Origin of the sequence: Limnohabitans rimovensis (SeqCode), from assembly GCF_965234775.1 — a bacterium.
Classification (GTDB): Bacteria; Pseudomonadota; Gammaproteobacteria; order Burkholderiales; family Burkholderiaceae_C; genus Limnohabitans; species Limnohabitans rimovensis.
Window position 1 is genome coordinate 452,148 of the sequence record NZ_OZ248566.1, and the last position, 16,151, is coordinate 468,298.

Annotated in this window: 16 protein-coding genes and 1 other RNA gene; 9 read left to right on the top strand and 8 right to left on the bottom strand. The window is 58.9% G+C overall.

Features of this window, described 5'->3' with window-relative positions; genetic code table 11:
• Positions 1-41: 41 nt before the first annotated feature.
• Positions 42-1,352: a phosphate regulon sensor histidine kinase PhoR gene (gene phoR / locus AC8GFZ_RS11025; protein ID WP_506645115.1), complete on the top strand. Its 1,311-nt coding sequence runs from the start codon at positions 42-44 to the stop codon at positions 1,350-1,352.
• Here phoR and AC8GFZ_RS11030 read toward each other — a convergent pair.
• The 6 genes from AC8GFZ_RS11030 to ffs all read right to left on the bottom strand — a co-directional run bounded on the left by AC8GFZ_RS11030 (position 1,327) and on the right by ffs (position 6,836).
• On the bottom strand, positions 1,327-2,670 hold the full coding sequence (locus AC8GFZ_RS11030) for an MATE family efflux transporter (RefSeq protein ID WP_506644930.1): 1,344 nt from the start codon (positions 2,668-2,670) through the stop codon (positions 1,327-1,329). The two genes, phoR and AC8GFZ_RS11030, sit on opposite strands and share 26 nt — an antisense overlap.
• Positions 2,667-4,385, bottom strand: coding sequence for a hypothetical protein (locus tag AC8GFZ_RS11035; protein WP_506644931.1), 1,719 nt, complete (start codon positions 4,383-4,385; stop codon positions 2,667-2,669). The genes AC8GFZ_RS11030 and AC8GFZ_RS11035 overlap by 4 nt, the downstream gene beginning before the upstream one ends.
• Before the next feature lie 95 nt (positions 4,386-4,480).
• Complete coding sequence (locus tag AC8GFZ_RS11040) at positions 4,481-4,735, bottom strand: type B 50S ribosomal protein L31 (protein WP_506644932.1); 255 nt, start codon at positions 4,733-4,735, stop codon at positions 4,481-4,483.
• 81 nt (positions 4,736-4,816) lie between these two features.
• On the bottom strand, positions 4,817-6,079 hold the full coding sequence (gene rho / locus AC8GFZ_RS11045) for a transcription termination factor Rho (protein WP_506644933.1): 1,263 nt from the start codon (positions 6,077-6,079) through the stop codon (positions 4,817-4,819).
• Between the two features lie 167 nt (positions 6,080-6,246).
• Positions 6,247-6,579: a thioredoxin TrxA gene (gene trxA / locus AC8GFZ_RS11050; protein ID WP_506644934.1), complete on the bottom strand. Its 333-nt coding sequence runs from the start codon at positions 6,577-6,579 to the stop codon at positions 6,247-6,249.
• Positions 6,580-6,739: 160 nt separating this feature from the next.
• An RNA gene (gene ffs / locus AC8GFZ_RS11055) (signal recognition particle sRNA small type) lies at positions 6,740-6,836 on the bottom strand.
• Positions 6,837-6,884: 48 nt separating this feature from the next.
• Between ffs and dnaX the strand changes: the two genes are divergently transcribed.
• The 6 genes from dnaX to AC8GFZ_RS11085 all read left to right on the top strand — a co-directional run bounded on the left by dnaX (position 6,885) and on the right by AC8GFZ_RS11085 (position 12,536).
• Entirely contained in the window at positions 6,885-8,756 is a 1,872-nt protein-coding gene (gene dnaX, locus AC8GFZ_RS11060) for a DNA polymerase III subunit gamma/tau (protein WP_506644935.1), read from the top strand.
• Between the two features lie 12 nt (positions 8,757-8,768).
• Entirely contained in the window at positions 8,769-9,092 is a 324-nt protein-coding gene (locus AC8GFZ_RS11065; protein WP_506644936.1) for a YbaB/EbfC family nucleoid-associated protein, read from the top strand.
• Positions 9,092-9,688, top strand: coding sequence for a recombination mediator RecR (recR, locus tag AC8GFZ_RS11070; RefSeq protein WP_506644937.1), 597 nt, complete (start codon positions 9,092-9,094; stop codon positions 9,686-9,688). The genes AC8GFZ_RS11065 and recR overlap by 1 nt, the downstream gene beginning before the upstream one ends.
• Before the next feature lie 94 nt (positions 9,689-9,782).
• On the top strand, positions 9,783-10,832 hold the full coding sequence (locus AC8GFZ_RS11075) for an ABC transporter substrate-binding protein (protein WP_506644938.1): 1,050 nt from the start codon (positions 9,783-9,785) through the stop codon (positions 10,830-10,832).
• 39 nt (positions 10,833-10,871) lie between these two features.
• The gene (locus AC8GFZ_RS11080) at positions 10,872-11,684 is read left to right on the top strand and encodes an ABC transporter ATP-binding protein (RefSeq protein WP_506644939.1); all 813 of its coding nucleotides are present in this window, start codon (positions 10,872-10,874) and stop codon (positions 11,682-11,684) included.
• A 12-nt stretch (positions 11,685-11,696) separates the two neighbouring features.
• Positions 11,697-12,536, top strand: a complete 840-nt coding sequence (locus AC8GFZ_RS11085; RefSeq protein ID WP_506644940.1) for an ABC transporter permease — start codon at positions 11,697-11,699, stop codon at positions 12,534-12,536.
• 35 nt (positions 12,537-12,571) lie between these two features.
• Here the strand turns inward: AC8GFZ_RS11085 and AC8GFZ_RS11090 are convergent, their stop codons facing one another.
• Both AC8GFZ_RS11090 and gloB read right to left on the bottom strand, forming a co-directional pair.
• Complete coding sequence (locus AC8GFZ_RS11090) at positions 12,572-14,110, bottom strand: transglycosylase SLT domain-containing protein (RefSeq protein WP_506644941.1); 1,539 nt, start codon at positions 14,108-14,110, stop codon at positions 12,572-12,574.
• On the bottom strand, positions 14,092-14,859 hold the full coding sequence (gene gloB / locus AC8GFZ_RS11095) for a hydroxyacylglutathione hydrolase (RefSeq protein ID WP_506644942.1): 768 nt from the start codon (positions 14,857-14,859) through the stop codon (positions 14,092-14,094). Before gloB ends, AC8GFZ_RS11090 begins: the two co-directional genes overlap by 19 nt.
• Here gloB and AC8GFZ_RS11100 point away from each other — a divergent pair.
• Positions 14,858-15,706: a class I SAM-dependent methyltransferase gene (locus AC8GFZ_RS11100; RefSeq protein ID WP_506644943.1), complete on the top strand. Its 849-nt coding sequence runs from the start codon at positions 14,858-14,860 to the stop codon at positions 15,704-15,706. The two genes, gloB and AC8GFZ_RS11100, sit on opposite strands and share 2 nt — an antisense overlap.
• Positions 15,693-16,142, top strand: coding sequence for a ribonuclease HI (gene rnhA / locus AC8GFZ_RS11105; protein ID WP_506644944.1), 450 nt, complete (start codon positions 15,693-15,695; stop codon positions 16,140-16,142). Before AC8GFZ_RS11100 ends, rnhA begins: the two co-directional genes overlap by 14 nt.
• Positions 16,143-16,151 lie beyond the last annotated feature (9 nt).

Sequence of the window (16,151 nt, forward strand, 5' to 3'; positions counted from 1 at the left end):
TCCGATCTGTGCTGGGTCGATTCATTTCATTTGCGGCCTTTCTGTTTGCCGGGGCGTTGGCTGGTGCGATCGTGCAGGGTTGGGTGGGGGCCTTTTGGGGGCTGACGCTTTTTGCTTTTGTCTGGTGGTCCATTGATGCCTGGCGCGGCCAGCGGTTTTTACATTGGCTGCAAAGGTCCGGCCAAGAACCGGTGCCCTTTACCTGGGGTTTGTGGGGTGAGGTCACCGATCGCGTTTGGCGCATGCGCCGTGAGAGCACTCGGAACATGGTCTTGAGCGACCAGCGCTTGAATGATTTTTTGGCCGCCATACAAGCCTCACCCAATGGTGTGTTGTTGCTTGATGAAGAAGGCAAGATCGAGTGGGCCAATCAAACGGCTGCCCAGCATTTGGGCATTGATGTGGTGCGTGATCATTTGCAGGTGCTGACCAATTTGTTGCGCAGCCCTGATTTTTTAAATTATCAAGCCCAAGCCGACTACAGCCACGATGTGGTGATTGCCGGGCGCGATGACAAGCCGCAAAGGCCGGTGCGCATCGCTGTGCGCTTGCACCCTTACGGCGATGGTCGAAAACTCATGCTGACCCGCGACATCACGGCATTGGAGCAAGCCGAGGCCATGCGGCGCGATTTTGTCGCCAATGTCTCGCACGAAATTCGCACCCCCTTGACGGTCATTGCGGGGTTTGTCGAAACCATGCAATCTTTGACCCTGGAGCCCCAAGAAACCCGGCGTTATTTGGATTTGATGGCTGGCCATTCGCAGCGCATGAAGGGCCTGGTGGAAGATTTGCTGATCTTGTCCCGCTTGGAGGGCAGTCCTTTGCCCGGCGTGGATCAATCGGTGGGGCTCAAGCCCATGTGGGACCAAGCGCAGCAAGAGGTTCGCGCACTGTCGGCTGTGTTGATGCCGTCACCGGCACAGCAATTGGATTTCAACTTTCCGCCAGAGTTGATCGACGTCGAATTGGTGGGCGTGCCCTCAGAAATTCAAAGTGCTTGGTCCAATTTGCTCAGCAATGCCGTGCGCTACACCCCGGCTGGTGGACGGGTTTGCGCAACGGCACACATCGATCAAGCTGGGTTCTTTTGCTTATCGGTGCAAGACTCGGGTCCAGGCATTGCGCCAGAACATTTGTCACGCTTGACCGAGCGCTTTTATCGGGTGGACAGCAGCCGCTCGCGCGACTTGGGCGGTACCGGTTTGGGCCTGTCCATCGTCAAGCATGTCATGCAACGCCATGGTGGTGAGTTGCGCATTGACAGCCATTTGGGCGTGGGCTCCCATTTCGAATTGGCTTTTCCTGCAGCACGCATGCGCGGCCTCAAACCCTTGGTTCACGCAGGCTGACTTTTCTCAGCAGCCACAAAAAAATCAGCGATGTCAGTGCCAGTGCCAAACTGCTGCTGATCCAAAAAGCCACCGGGTCTTGCAAGGCCGCAGTCCAAGGTGTCCCGTGGTAAGCGATCCATTGGCCGCCACCCAGCCCCAATCCCCACAGCATCACGGCATATACCAGCAAGGGTGCCAAGGTCACTTTGTGGCAGCGCAGCAAAAACATGCCCAGCGCTTGCATCGCGTCTCCCAAGTGGAAAACAGCCAGCCAGCCGAGCAAGTGGCTGGCCAATGCCACCACCTCGGCTTGTTGGCTGTAGACAGCGGCCAGCGGTTGGCGACACAACCACACCAGCAAACCCAGCGCCATGGCACAGCCTGCCACCAGTCGAATGCCCAACCACTGAACCTGAAGCGCCCGCTGGGTCTGATTGGCACCAATCCAGTAACTGACCCTGGCACTGGTCGCGATGGACAAGGACAGGGGCACCATGTAAAGCAGGGTGGCCACATTGGAGGCAATCTGGTGCGCTGCCAAAGGCAGGTTACCCAGGCGTGCAATGAACAAAGCCATGAAGGCAAATGAGGAGACTTCGACCAACAGCGACAAGCCATTGGGCAGGCCCATGGCCAACATGGGTTTAATGGTGGCCCAATCGGGTCGTCGCCAGGGTGCGCCAATGCGCAAAGGCCGGTACATAGGGGCCCAAACCAACAAACCGATCATGGCCAAAAGCATGGCGAGATTGACCCACCACGTGGCCCATGCACAACCAATCAAACCCATGCCGGGCTGACCGTCCACACCCAAGGCCAGCCATATCGACAGGGGAATTTTGACCGCCAAGGCCAGCACTTGGATCAGTGTGATCACCCGTGGGTGGCCCAGACTTTGGTTGAGCGTGCTGAACATGCGAAATAGCAAAGCGGGTGCCAGCGCCAACGACAGAATGGCCAGGTAATCAGAAACCACGCCTTGCAAATCTGCCGGCACTTGTGTCCATTCCAAAATCTGTTTTGGGTGACACAAAAAAAATGCCCCAGCAAGGCTGAGCAAGACGCAGATATACAAGCCTTGCTCAAAACAGTGGCCAATGGCGTGTTTTCGGCCTGCACCCACATGCTCGCTCAAAATGGGCAACAGGGCTTGCAGCACCCCCATCAGGGCCACAAAAACGGTGATGTACAGCGAAGAGCCAACCGATAAAGCGGCCAAGGCCTCAGGAGAGCTGCGACCGGCCACCAATGTATCGGTCACGCCAAAGCCCATCACCGCAATTTGTCCAATGAACACGGTGGCCGCTTGGCCGGCGATCAGCCGCCGTTCATTCATGGTGGTGGGGTGTTCGATGGGGCGGGGCTGATCTGCCGATAGATCAACAGGTTTTCATAGGCGCGCGTGGGCCTTTGAACCTTTTGAACCCGGGCCCACTGCAGTGGGTCTGGGGCATGCGTGGGGTCGCTGGCCCATTGCGGGTCTACCAACAACCATTCGCAGCGGCTGGCAGCAGACAGGTTTTCCAAGCGCCACGGCCCATGCCACTTCAAGGCGGCAATTTGACCTGCGTTCAACCCCTGGATGGCTACGCAAGAGGTCTTGGGAATGGCCAGTTTCACTTGTTGAACCAAGGGTACATAGCTGCGCGCGTAGTTCAACAAGGGCAACCACAAGGTCATCAACAGCAGCCAACACAAGGCGGCACCGGCAGAGGGCAACACCAGGCTTTTCCACAAGGCGGTCCGGTGCCGGCCCGCCCGCCAATGCACCAGCCAGACCCACAGGGCTGAACCGGCCAAAGCCAGGGCCAAGGGGAGGTACTCAAAAGAGGGCGTGAAACCAGGTGCCAAGCGGGCGACGTTGGCGGCGGGTTGCGGCGGCCAACCGGTTTGCATGGCCAGCCACACCACCCAAATGACCACACCGCAGCCGGTGAAAAACAGCAAGGTGAACCAGTCGATCAATGCCGTGACACTGCGCTTCAGGGTGGGCAGCGCAAAGGCCGCCATGGCGGCAAAAGCTGGCAAGGCCAGCAGCAAAGTGCGCTCTGAGGCCGCTGTGATGGCGCTGGCCACAGTCACGACCCCAATCATGGTGATGGGCCAAATCACATGCATGGACCACGGGCGGCGGCCCCAATGGCGCCGCCAACTCCATGCTGCCCACAGTGCGAGTGGCCAGCATGGCCAGGTGAACCACACCATCAGCTCCAGCCAGCGGCGCACTTCAGAGCCTTGCAAGGGCCAGGTGCGCAAGCGCCAACGCCACAATCCCCATTCGCTCACCAAATGGGCCAGCAGCAACAAGGCCACAAGCAACAGCCCTGCCAATGCCAAGCGTTTGCTGACAGACAGTTCTGGTGTTCCACCCAAAATCAACAATAGACTAGCCACGCCCAAAGCCATGGCCAAAGTGGGTGCGCCACTGAGTGCCAGCACCAGCAAGCCCAGCGCGCTGATCAAGCCGCCACGCCAAGGCTTGGTTCCCAATAGCGCCATGCCCATGAACAAGGCACTGCTGCCACCCAGTTGAACCAACATGGGCGAGGTTTCATGCAGGGGGACGGCCAGACCCAGGCATGCAATCAATGCCAATAAACCCGCATCGGCCAGGGTCCGCGCATAGGCTTTGGGTTCCGCCTCACCACCGAAAGCAAAGCTCACGGGTTGGGCCTGGGGACTTCGGGCCAGGGCTTCAATGGCGTACCAGGTCATGGCCAAGCACAAAGCGGCAATCGCCATGAACGGTAGGCGAGAAGCCATCACGGGAGAGAGCCCATCGGGAGCGACAGCCAAGGCCCAGGCACCCAACCAAAAGGGCAACAACCCATCGAGCTCGGGCGGCAAACCCATCAAAGTGGGTTGCCACCAAAGGCTTTCACCTTGGGCCAAGGCCAGCATTTGGCCAAACGCCGCCATGTCCCAGGGACGCCAAGGGTCGCGGCCCAAAAAGCCAGGCAACAAATACACCCCGCACAACAGCAGCAGACCCCAGCGTGGCAGTCGGCGCACGCCGCTTTGGGCAACGATGGCGGGATTGAGCGTGTTCAAGTTTTCAGGGCTTGGTGGGCCTTCAGGGTAGAGCGGTCAGCCATAAAAAAAGCAGCGCGGTCGTCCCGTGCTGCTTTTGTATGGGTGAAGACGGCTTACTTGGCGGCAGTCTTGTACTTGTTGCGGAATTTCTCCACGCGACCGCCCATGGTGTCGACCGACTTTTGGGTGCCGGTGTAGAAAGGGTGTGATTCGCTGGAGGTGTCCAACTTGTACAAGGGCAGCTCGCGTCCATCATCCATCTTCACCATTTCTTTGGTGTTGGCGCAGGAGCGGGTGACAAATTTGAAGCCGTTGGAGAGGTCGACAAAGCAAACCTCGCGGTAATTGGGGTGAATGCCGTCTTTCATGGGGTGTCCTTTGATCAACTGCAACAGCCACGCCAAACCATTTGGCGCACTTTTCGCAAAACGCGTAATTATGCCACGGCTTCAGCCGCCTCGGCGCATCAGGTCAAAGAAGTCGACATTGGTTTTGGTCGACTTCATGTTCTTGAGCATCAGCTCCATCGACTCGATTTCATCCATGTTGTAGATGAACTGTCTGAGGATGCGGGTTTTTTGCAAAATCTCGGGCTGCAGCAGCAATTCTTCGCGGCGGGTTCCGCTGCGGTTGAGTTGAATGGCAGGGAACACCCGTTTTTCGTACAGGCGGCGGTCGAGGTGGATTTCGCAATTGCCGGTGCCTTTGAACTCTTCAAAAATCACTTCGTCCATGCGGCTGCCGGTATCGACCAAGGCCGTGCCAATGATGGTCAGCGAGCCGCCCTCTTCAACATTGCGCGCAGCGCCGAAAAATCGTTTGGGGCGCTGCAAGGCATTGGCGTCCACACCACCCGAGAGCACCTTGCCGGAGCTGGGCACCACGTTGTTGTAGGCGCGGGCCAAGCGGGTGATGGAGTCGAGCAAGATGACCACATCTTTTTTCAATTCCACCAAACGTTTGGCGCGCTCGATCACGATTTCAGCCACGTGCACATGGCGTGCAGCAGGCTCGTCAAAGGTGGAGGCGATGACCTCGCCGCGCACGCTGCGCTGCATCTCGGTCACTTCTTCGGGGCGCTCATCGACCAACAACACCATCATGTGGCTGTCGGGATAGTTGGCGGTGATGGCATGGGCGATGTGCTGCATCATCACGGTTTTGCCGCTTTTGGGCGGGGCAACCAGCAAGGCGCGCTGACCTTTGCCGATCGGGGCAATGATGTCAATGATGCGCCCAGTGATGTTTTCTTCGCCTTTGATATCGCGCTCAAGCCGCATGTGTTCCTTGGGGAACAAGGGCGTGAGGTTTTCAAACATGATCTTGTGTTTGTTGTTCTCGGGCAAATCGCCGTTGACCTTGTCCAATTTGGTCAGCGCGAAATAACGCTCGCCGTCTTTGGGGATGCGCACCTCGCCTTCCACCATGTCACCAGTGTGCAGGTTGAAGCGGCGCACCTGGCTGGGGCTGATGTAGATGTCGTCGGTGCTGGCGGTGTAACTGGTGTCTGGGCTGCGCAAAAAGCCAAAACCGTCGGGCAGGATTTCGAGCACGCCGTCGGCAAACACCTGTTCACCAGCGCGGGCGCGTTTTTTGATGATGGCAAACATCAGCTCTTGCTTGCGCATGCGGCCCGTGTTTTCGATTTCGAGCGCTTCGGCCTGCTTGAGCACTTCAGACACGTGAAGTGCCTTGAGTTCGTTCAGATGCATGAAAAGACTCCTGCGATGGAGTTCATAAATAAATGGGGGGAGGGGGGAGCGGCCGCAAGGGCCATTCGATCCGCTGGGGATCCCGTCAATCGGATTGGACGGGAGGCATCAACGGGAAGATTATGACAGGAAAAAAACCTGGGCCGGCGGACCCAGGTGGCGGGGGTTCAGGCCAATTGCTGATCGATGAACTCGGTCAATTGGGCTTTGCTCAGGGCACCCACTTTGGTCGCGGCCAGTTGACCGTCTTTGAACAGCATCAGGGTGGGGATGCCACGGATGCCAAATTTGGCAGGGATGTCGCGGTTTTCGTCCACATTCATTTTGGCAATTTGCAGCTTGCCTTGATAACCGTTGGCGACATCGTCCAGGATCGGGGCGATCATCTTGCAAGGGCCGCACCACTCGGCCCAGTAGTCCACCAACACCGGCGTTCCCGATTGGAGAACATCGGCTTCAAAGGATTGATCGGTGATGTGTTTGATGAGGTCGCTGGCCATGTGTTGTCCTGTGGTGGTGTGGCGAATTGAATGCAGATTGTGACAGAAAGAGCTGATTTCAAGTGGCCCCTGCGCGACCCTGCGGGCTCGCCAGGGGTGACCCATGGGGTCTGAGGGGGGCAGTGGGCTGGTGCGCCGTGCGCGGGACCGCAAGAGGGGAGTTGACGAGCCTTGACCCCGGCACTGGTTCCACAGTTAGAGCTGCTTGGTTCCCCACCTGACTCGGTTGGCCGCTTAGCCATGCGGGAAGGCCCGTCGAGATCGATTGTAGGTCAAGGGGGCGGGGGCGTCATAGAATCCCGGCCATGTCTTACTTGGTGCTCGCCCGCAAATACCGCCCCAAAAACTTCACCGAGATGGTGGGGCAGACCCATGTGGTGCGGGCGCTGGTCAATGCCCTGACACAACAGCGTTTGCACCATGCCTATTTGTTCACCGGCACGCGGGGGGTGGGCAAAACAACCGTGTCACGCATTTTGGCCAAGTCGCTCAATTGCCAGGGCGTGGATGGTCAAGGTGGCATCACCGCTGAGCCCTGCGGCGTGTGCGATGCCTGTCGCGACATCGATGCCGGGCGTTTTGTGGACTACACCGAACTCGATGCGGCCTCCAACCGGGGTGTGGATGAGGTTCAAGCCTTGCTGGAGCAAGCGGTTTACAAACCGGTTCAGGGCCGCTTCAAGGTGTTCATGATCGACGAGGTGCACATGCTCACCAACACGGCGTTCAATGCCATGTTGAAGACCTTGGAGGAGCCGCCCGATTACCTCAAATTTGTGCTCGCCACCACCGATCCGCAAAAAGTGCCGGTCACTGTGCTGTCGCGCTGTTTGCAATTCAATTTGCGGCCCATGGCGCCGTCGGTGTTGGTCGATCACTTGGTGCATGTCCTGCAAGCCGAAGGGGTGCCGCATGAGATGCCGGCCTTGCGCTTGATGGCCCGCGCAGCCCGGGGTTCCATGCGGGATGCGCTGAGCCTGACCGACCAAGCCATGGCATTTGGAGCCGGGCAGGTGATGTTGGAGCCGGTGCAGCAGATGCTGGGATCAGTCGATCGCGGTCATGTGTTTGGCTTGATCGAAGCCTTGGCCCATGGAAACGGGCAGCAAGTGGTGCACACGATAGAGCAATTGCGCGCGCAAGGCTTGAATGCGGCATCCACCTTGGAAGACCTGACCGTGGTGTTGCAACATATGGCGGTGTTGCAAGCGGTGCCTGGCGCCAGTGAAGAAGCCGATGCGGACGAAGACGCCCAAACCGAGCGCCAATTGGCCAGCCTGATGCCGTCCGATGAAACACAACTGCTCTACAGCATGTGCTTGCATGGGCGAGCTGAGCTGGGTTTGGCACCCGATGAATATGCGGCCCTGACCATGGTGTTGTTGCGCTTGCTGGCATTCAAATCTCCGCAACAGCCCAGTGCCGACACGGAAAAAAAAAGCCTGAAATCAGCCAGCCCTGAGCTGGCGCATCCCAGCGCCATTTCGGCCCCAGCAGCCCCAAAGCCAATCAACAGTGGCTCAGTCAGCCCCCTGTCGGCACCCGTGGCGGTGCCCTTGGCGGGCCCGACGCCAAACCCTTTGCCCCAGTCTGTTGCACCAGCTGCCGCTGAGCATTTGCCACCCGGTCGCCAAGTGCCGGTGCGCGACACTTCCGCCAGCCCAAGCTTGGCTCGCTCCGACAGTCCCCAGTCTGTTGCCTCGGGTGGTGGGGCGATACCGGTGCGTGACCTAGGGCCTGCAGCCGAGCGCTTGGACAAACCCCAGGCACCCACCGAGTTGGTCTTGGTCACCTCTGAAGAGGGGGACTTTTGGCACGCACTGGTGCAACAAATGGTGGCGGCAGAGCGGATCACCGCCTTGGTGCGCGAATTGGCCTTGCAGTCGCAATTGGTGGGCCGCGATACCCAACAGTGGTTGCTGCGCACAGAGCGTGAGTCTTTGCACAACCCCATTGCGCGCGAGCGACTGGAGCAAGCTTTGTCAGATACCGGTCATGCTGTGCGCCTGACGCTTGAAGTGGGACGTGTGATGGACAGCCCGGCCAAACGCGCAGCGGCCTTGGCCGCGCAACGCCAACGAGAGGCCGAAGCCATCATCCTGCACGACCCCTTTGTGCAAAAAATCATGCGTCAATTTGACGCGAAAATTGTTCCCGGATCCCTTAAACCCGCATGAAAGAAACACACCATGTTCAATAAAGGACAACTCGCTGGCCTGATGAAGCAAGCCCAAGCGATGCAAGACAACATCAAAAAAACCCAAGATGAACTCGCCACCATCGAGGTCACCGGAGAGTCGGGCTCGGGCCTGGTCAAGGTGCTGATGACCTGCAAGCACGATGTCAAACGGGTGAGCATCGATGCCAGCTTGCTCAGCGACGACAAAGACATGTTGGAAGACCTGGTGGCCGCCGCCTTCAATGATGCGGCGCGCAAAGCCGCCGAAACCACAGAGGCCCGCATGGGCAAACTCAATGCCGGCATGCCCCCCGGCATGAAGCTGCCCTTTTGATGTCGACCAGCCCAGCCCTGGAGGCCTTGATGGCGGCTCTCCGCCGCTTGCCAGGGGTGGGCGTCAAATCGGCCACACGCATGGCCCATCATTTGCTGCAAAACGACCGTGAAGGTGCCCATTTGATGTCCCAAGCCATCGCGCAAGCTTTGGACAAAGTTGGGCATTGCGAGCGGTGTCACACCTTGTCGGAATTGAGCGTGTGCGTCACCTGTGCCGATCCAGCCCGAGACCCTACGCGCTTGTGTGTGATTGAAACACCGGCCGATCAATTGGCCTTGGAGCGCACCGGCGCTTACCAGGGAACCTACTTCGTGTTGATGGGTCGCATCAGCCCCATCGAAGGTCTGGGTCCGCATGAAATGGGTTTGCAAAAACTCATCGACCGCGCTTGTGATGGGCAGGTTCAAGAAGTGATTTTGGCCACCAACTTCACCGCAGAGGGAGAGGCCACAGCCCATGTGATTGGCGAGGTGTTGAAAAAGCGCGGCATCGCGGTCAGTCGTTTATCGCGGGGTGTGCCCATTGGCAGCGAGTTGGAATTTGTGGATTTGGGCACCATTGCCCATGCCCTGCTCGATCGGCGCAGCACCTAAGTGATAACCCTCTCGGGATGACACCGATGCGTTCTGGGGTCTGCAGGGCTATGCTTTTCACTCGCCCTGCTGACCATTTTTAAAAGTCCAGCCCATGAACGCTTTTGAACTCAACCGCCGACAAATCATCCGTGCCACCGCTTGGGCAGGCTTGGGCTTGGCCTGGTCTGGGGCACAGGCCCAAAACGGCAAACTTGAAAAAACCAAGGTGTCCATTGCGGTTGGCGGCAAAGCCTCTTTTTATTATTTGCCATTGACCCTGGCCGAGCAATTGGGCTACTTCAAGGCTGAGGGCTTGGAGGTGGAAATCAGCGATTTTGCCGGTGGCACCCAGGCTTTGCGGGCAGTGGTCGGTGGGTCGGCCGATGTGTGCTCTGGGGCCTATGAGCACACCATCAATTTGCAAGGCAAATCCCAAATCTTCAAAGCTTTTGTGCTGCAAGGAAGAGCCCCCCAAATTGCCATTGGGGTGTCCACCAAAACCATGCCGCAATACAAAACCCTGGCTGATTTGCGCGGTAAAAAAATGGGTGTTTCAGCGCCGGGTTCATCGACCAATATGGTGGCCAACCTGATTTTGTCGCGCGCCGGCCTCAAGGCCAGTGACGTCAGCTTCATCGGCGTGGGCACGTCAGCGGGTGCTTTGTCGGCCATGCGCAGCGGTCAAATCGACGCCATCAGCAACATCGACCCGGTGATGACCATGCTGGAGCAAAAAGGGGATGTGAAGATCATCTCCGACACCCGCACCATCAAGGGCACAGTCGAGGTGTTTGGTGGCCCCATGCCGGCCGCTTGCCTGTATGCACCGGCCGACTACCTCGCACAAAACCCCAACACCTGCCAAGCCTTGGCAAACGCCATCGTGCGCGGCTTGAAATGGCTGCAGACCGCAGGCCCATCGGATATTTTGAAAACCGTGCCCGAAAGTTATTTGTTGGGCGACCGGGCCCTGTATTTGGCCTCGTTTGACAAAATTCGCGAGGCCTTGAGCCCCGATGGCATCATCCCGCCTGAAGGCACCAAGACCGCGCTCAAGGCCTTGGCCAGCTTTGATGAAACGCTCAAGGCCGACAAAATTGACTTGTCCAAAACCTTCACCAACGACTTTGCCCGCCGCGCCAAGGACAAGTTCAAAGCCTAAGGTGCTTTGCATGACCCATTCGCGTGTGAATACGCCCTGATGGACACCCCCGCGCTCGAGCTGTGCAACATCTCTTGCACCTTTCGCCCCCGTTCCCCGGCGGAACCCGCATACACCGCGGTGGCCGATACGTCTTTGCTTGTTCAACCGGGTGAATTTGTCTCGGTGGTGGGCCCCACGGGCTGTGGCAAATCGACCTTGCTCAATGTGGCGGCTGGTTTGCTTACGCCCAGTCTGGGTGAGGTGCGTGTTTTCGGGCAAGTGCTGCAGGGCATCAATGCCCGTGCGGGCTATATGTTTCAAACCGAAGCCCTGATGCCTTGGCGCAGCGCTTTGGACAATGTGTTGCTGGGTTTGCAGTACCACCACACCGAGGCTCAAGCCGCGCAGCAATTGGCCCTGGATTGGCTCGCGCGCGTGGGTTTGTCGGGTTTCGAAGACCGCTATCCGCACCAGCTCTCCGGGGGCATGCGCAAGCGCGTGGCTTTGGCCCAAACCCTGGTGCTTGACCCCGATATCATTTTGATGGACGAACCGTTCTCCGCCCTGGACATTCAAACCCGGCAATTGATGGAAACCGAGGTGCTCGAACTCTGGTCGCGTAAAAAAAAGGCCGTGCTCTTCATCACCCACGACTTGGACGAAGCCATTGCCATGAGCGACCGGGTGGTGGTTTTGTCGGCCGGGCCGGCCACGCACCCCATCGGCGAGTTTCAAATTGACTTGCCTCGGCCCCGCCATGTGGCCGAGGTGCGCTCGCAAGCGCGTTTCAATGCATTGCACGGACAAATTTGGGAGTTGCTGCGCGACGAAGTCCTCAAGGGCTATGCCCAGCAATTGCGCAAAGCCTGAGGCAACACCACCATGTGGTCCCTGATCAAACCCCAAGAATCGAATTTGCGCTGGTGGCAAGTGGGCCTGTTGGTGGCGGTGTTGGCCCTGTGGCAATGGGCCAGCCAAGACCCCAAGATGGCTTTTTTTCTGGGCAACCCGGTGCAGGTCATGGGCCGGGTGTGGAGTTGGTTTGCGCCCATCGACCTGCCCCCCAACTTTTTCTTTCCAGATGGGCTCAAGGGCCGGGCTGACATTTATATCCATTTGGGCGTGACCCTGCTCGAGACCGTGTTGGCATTCGGCTTGGGCACCTTGCTGGGCTTGGTGTGTGGCTTGTGGTTGGCGCTGAGCCCCTTGGCCAGCGCCATCTTGGACCCCTACATCAAGGCCGCCAATGCGATGCCTCGGGTGATCTTGGCACCCATCTTCGCCATGTGGTTTGGCCTGGGTATTTGGAGCAAGGTCGCGCTGGCCGTGACCTTGGTGTTTTTCATTGTGTTTTTCAATGTGTACCAAGGCGTGCGCGAGGTCAGCCCGGTTTTGTTGGCCAATGCGCGCATGCTGGGCGCGAAGCAAAAACAACTGTTGCGCACGGTTTATTTGCCCAGCGCCACGAGCTGGGTTTTCTCCAGCTTGCACACCTCGGTGGGCCTGGCTTTTGTGGGGGCCGTGGTGGGTGAGTACCTGGGTTCAGCGCGGGGTGTGGGTTATTTGATCCAACAAGCTGAAGGGACCTTCGATATCAACACGGTGTTTGCAGGCATCACCATTTTGACTACTTTTGCCCTGTTGCTCGATGGGGCCGTGGGGCGCTTGGAGCGCCACTTGATGGTGTGGCAGCCACGCAGCGCAGAAAACGAACGGCTCTGAAATGCCTTGCCTTGGTGGCAAAACCCGGAGCGAATTTAGCGGGCTTTGGCGGTTTGCACCTCGGTGCCCGATTTTCCCGTTGGTTTTTTCTTCGCTTGGGCCTTGGTTTGGCCTTTGGCAGCGCCAGGTTTGGCCGCCACATACACCACCAGCGTTTGGCCGGCTTTGAGCGGACTGCGAGGGCTGAGCTTGTTCCACTCGGCCAATTGCGCCGCACTCACTTTGTAGCGCGCAGCCACTGCATCCAGGTTGTCTTGCGGCTTGGCTTTGACCGTCAGCCGCCTGAGTTGCGCCTCGGGGGACAGGTCCAAGCGCCCGTTATCGGCGATGGCCGGGGAAACGTCATCTTCCATGCGGGCGGTGCGTGGCACCAGCAGGGCAGAGCCAGACTTGATCAACATGTGGGGCGGAATGCCGTTGAGGGCGCGGAAATCGGCCTCAGGCATTCCCGCACGTTTGGCCGCTTCAGCCACTTTGATGCTGTGCGGGGTCACCCAAGCGGTCCAACTGGCCATGCGCGCTTCACCATGTTGGGCAAAGTTGCGCATGAAAATTTCAGCGTTGTCCCAAGGCAGCAGCAATTGGGGGGTGCCTGCAGCCAACAGCACGGGCCGGTGGGCCGAGGGGTTGAGCGACTTGAAGTCCTCCACCGAGATGTCAGCCAGTTTGGCCGCCAAGGTGACGTCAATATCCCGCGTCAGGGGCACCGTTTGAAAATAGGGGTGGTTGGGGATGTGGGGCAATTGCAGGTTATACAACTGCGGCATGGCCACAATGTTTTTCACCGCTTGCAACTTGGGCACGTAATAGCGGGTCTCATTGGGCATGTTCAAGTCGGTGTAGGACAGGCCCAGTTGGCTGCGCTGATTGCGCGCCAATGCCTTGCCCACATTGCCCTCGCCCCAGTTGTAGGCGGCCAAGGCCAGGTGCCAGTCGCCAAACATGTTGTACAACCTTTGCAGGTAATCCAAAGCAGCACGGGTCGAAGCCAGCACATCGCGCCGGTCGTCGCGAAACGCGTTTTGCTTGAGATCAAAGCTTTTGCCGGTGGCCGGCATGAACTGCCACATGCCAGTGGCCCGTGCGGTCGAGACGGCTTGGGGATTGAAAGCGCTCTCTATAAAGGGCAGCAAGGCCAGCTCGGTGGGCATGCCGCGGCGTTCAATTTCTTCCACGATGTGGTAGAGGTATTTGCTTGACCGGTCGGTCATGCGCTGCAAATAGTCGCCCCGGGCCGCATACCACTGGGTGCGGTCTTGCGACAGGGGGTGGTTCAGGTCGGGCATGGCAAAGCCGCGTCGGATGCGGTCCCACAAATCCACGGGCAGGTCCATGCGTGGCACTGTGGAGGGACTGGACTCGGAGGAGGGGGTCAAGGGGCTCAACACGGTCGAGACAGGGTTGGCGGCGGGCTTGTCGACCAAGACTGGGGTGAGTTCGCGCCAGGGCACGGCCGCGATCGGTGGGACCTCATCTGTGGCAACTTGTGTGGGCGGTGGCGTGACACAAGCGGTGGTCACACAGGCGGTGGCCAGCAGCAAAAACAGTCGATTGATCAAAATTGGTTTTTCCATTCGCGCAATTGGGCAAATACCGCCACTTCATCGTCGGCACCGGGGCTGCGTTGCTGCACCGCTTGCACCACCGAGGCTTGGCGGCTGCGCATAAAAGGGTTGATGGCCAGCTCCTGGCTCAGGGTGGAGGGCAGTGTCGGCTGCCCATTGGCACGCGTTTGCTGACAGCGCGCATGGTACGCCAGCAAATCTGCATTGAGGGGTTCTACGGCCAGCGCAAAGCGCAAGTTGGACAAGGTGTATTCGTGGGCGCAGCACACCCGGGTGGCACCCGGCAGGGCAGCCAGGCGGTCCAAGCTGCTCAGCATTTGGGCCGCTGTGCCTTCAAACAAGCGACCGCAGCCCCCAGAAAACAAGGTGTCGCCGCAAAACAGCAGGGGGGCATCGTCTTGGCCAGGGGCAAAGTAGGCAATGTGGCCCGCGGTGTGGCCGGGCACATCGATGACCTCGATGCGCTGTCCCTGCCAATCAAAGTGGTCACCGTCCGACAGGGCCACATAGGGGCCTGGGATGTTTTCACCCGCGGGCCCGTAAACCACAGCCTGAGTGGCTTGCCGCAGCAGGTTCACGCCCCCGGTGTGGTCCGCATGGTGGTGGGTGACTAAAATGGCGTCGAGGTGGAGTTGTGATCGGGCCAAAGCCTGCATCACCACCTCACCGTCACCCGGATCCACCACCACCGCGCGGGTGCTGTCATGCCACAGCCACAGGTAGTTGTCGTTGAAAGCGGGCAGTGGTGTCAGTTGCATGGAGCTTCAAATTATAGAAACCCCTGGATTGAACGCTTGGTGGCAAAGCCCACCCGGTCAATATCTGTTGGATTGGCAGCAAACGCAGTTTGACCGCGTGGTCGGCGATGTGTTTGGTTACCACGCCTTGCAACTGGGTTTGCCACACATCGATACCTTGCGCCACAACCGCATGCCCCACCGCTGGATGGCCTGCCGCAACCATGCCGACCTCGCCCTGTGGTTGGCGCAACCCCAGCAAGCCCAAGATCCGGGGGCTAAGCGCTCGGTTTTTGTCACCGAATCCGTGGCCTTGCCGTTCCCCGATCAATCTTTGGACTTGGTGGTGCTGCCCCATGGTCTGGAAACCAGCCTGGACCCCCATACCACGCTGCGCGAAGTCGAGCGGGTTTTGGTTCCCGAAGGTCGGTTGGTGATATCAGGGCTCAACCCGATGAGTTTGTGGGGCTTGCGCCAGCAAAGAACGCGTTGGTTCAAGCGTTGGGGTGCCACAGATCAATTTGTCCCCGAGGTCTCGGATTGGATGGCTTATTGGCGACTGCGCGATTGGCTGAAATTGCTGAGCTTTCAGGTCGAAAGCGGCGGATTTGGCATTTACCGCCCCGCCTTGGACAAACAGGTCTGGCTGCAGCGCTGGTCCTGGATGGACCCGGCGGGCGACCGCTGGTGGCCGATTTTGGGGGCTGCCTATTTCTTGGTGGCGATCAAACGGGTGCACGGCATGCGCCTGTTGGGGGCCACATGGCGGCGTCCAGGGGCGGCGGCGGTGCGCCAAACCAGCACAGCCAAAACCCGCCCTGCCACCAGTCAGCGACAAAGCAGCGAGGTGCCTCATGAAGTCGGTTGAGATTTACACCGACGGCGCTTGCAAAGGCAACCCTGGCCCCGGGGGGTGGGGCGCGGTGCTGATCAGCGCGGGGCGCGAAAAAGAGATTTTTGGTGGGGAAAGCCTGACCACCAACAACCGCATGGAGTTGATGGCGGTGATCGAGGCTTTGCGCGCTTTGAACCAACCCTGCGCGGTGGTGTTGCATTTGGACAGCGAGTATGTGCGCAAGGGCATAACCGAATGGATCGCTGGTTGGAAGGCGCGTGGCTGGCGCACAGCGGCCAAGCAACCGGTGAAAAATGTGGATTTGTGGCAAATGCTCGACGATGTGGTTCACCAATCGGGCCACGCCATTGATTGGCGCTGGGTCAAAGGCCATTCCGGAAACCCTGGCAATGAGCGGGCCGATCAATTGGCCAACTGCGGCGTGGATTCGGTGATGTCATCTATGTGACAGCTGGGT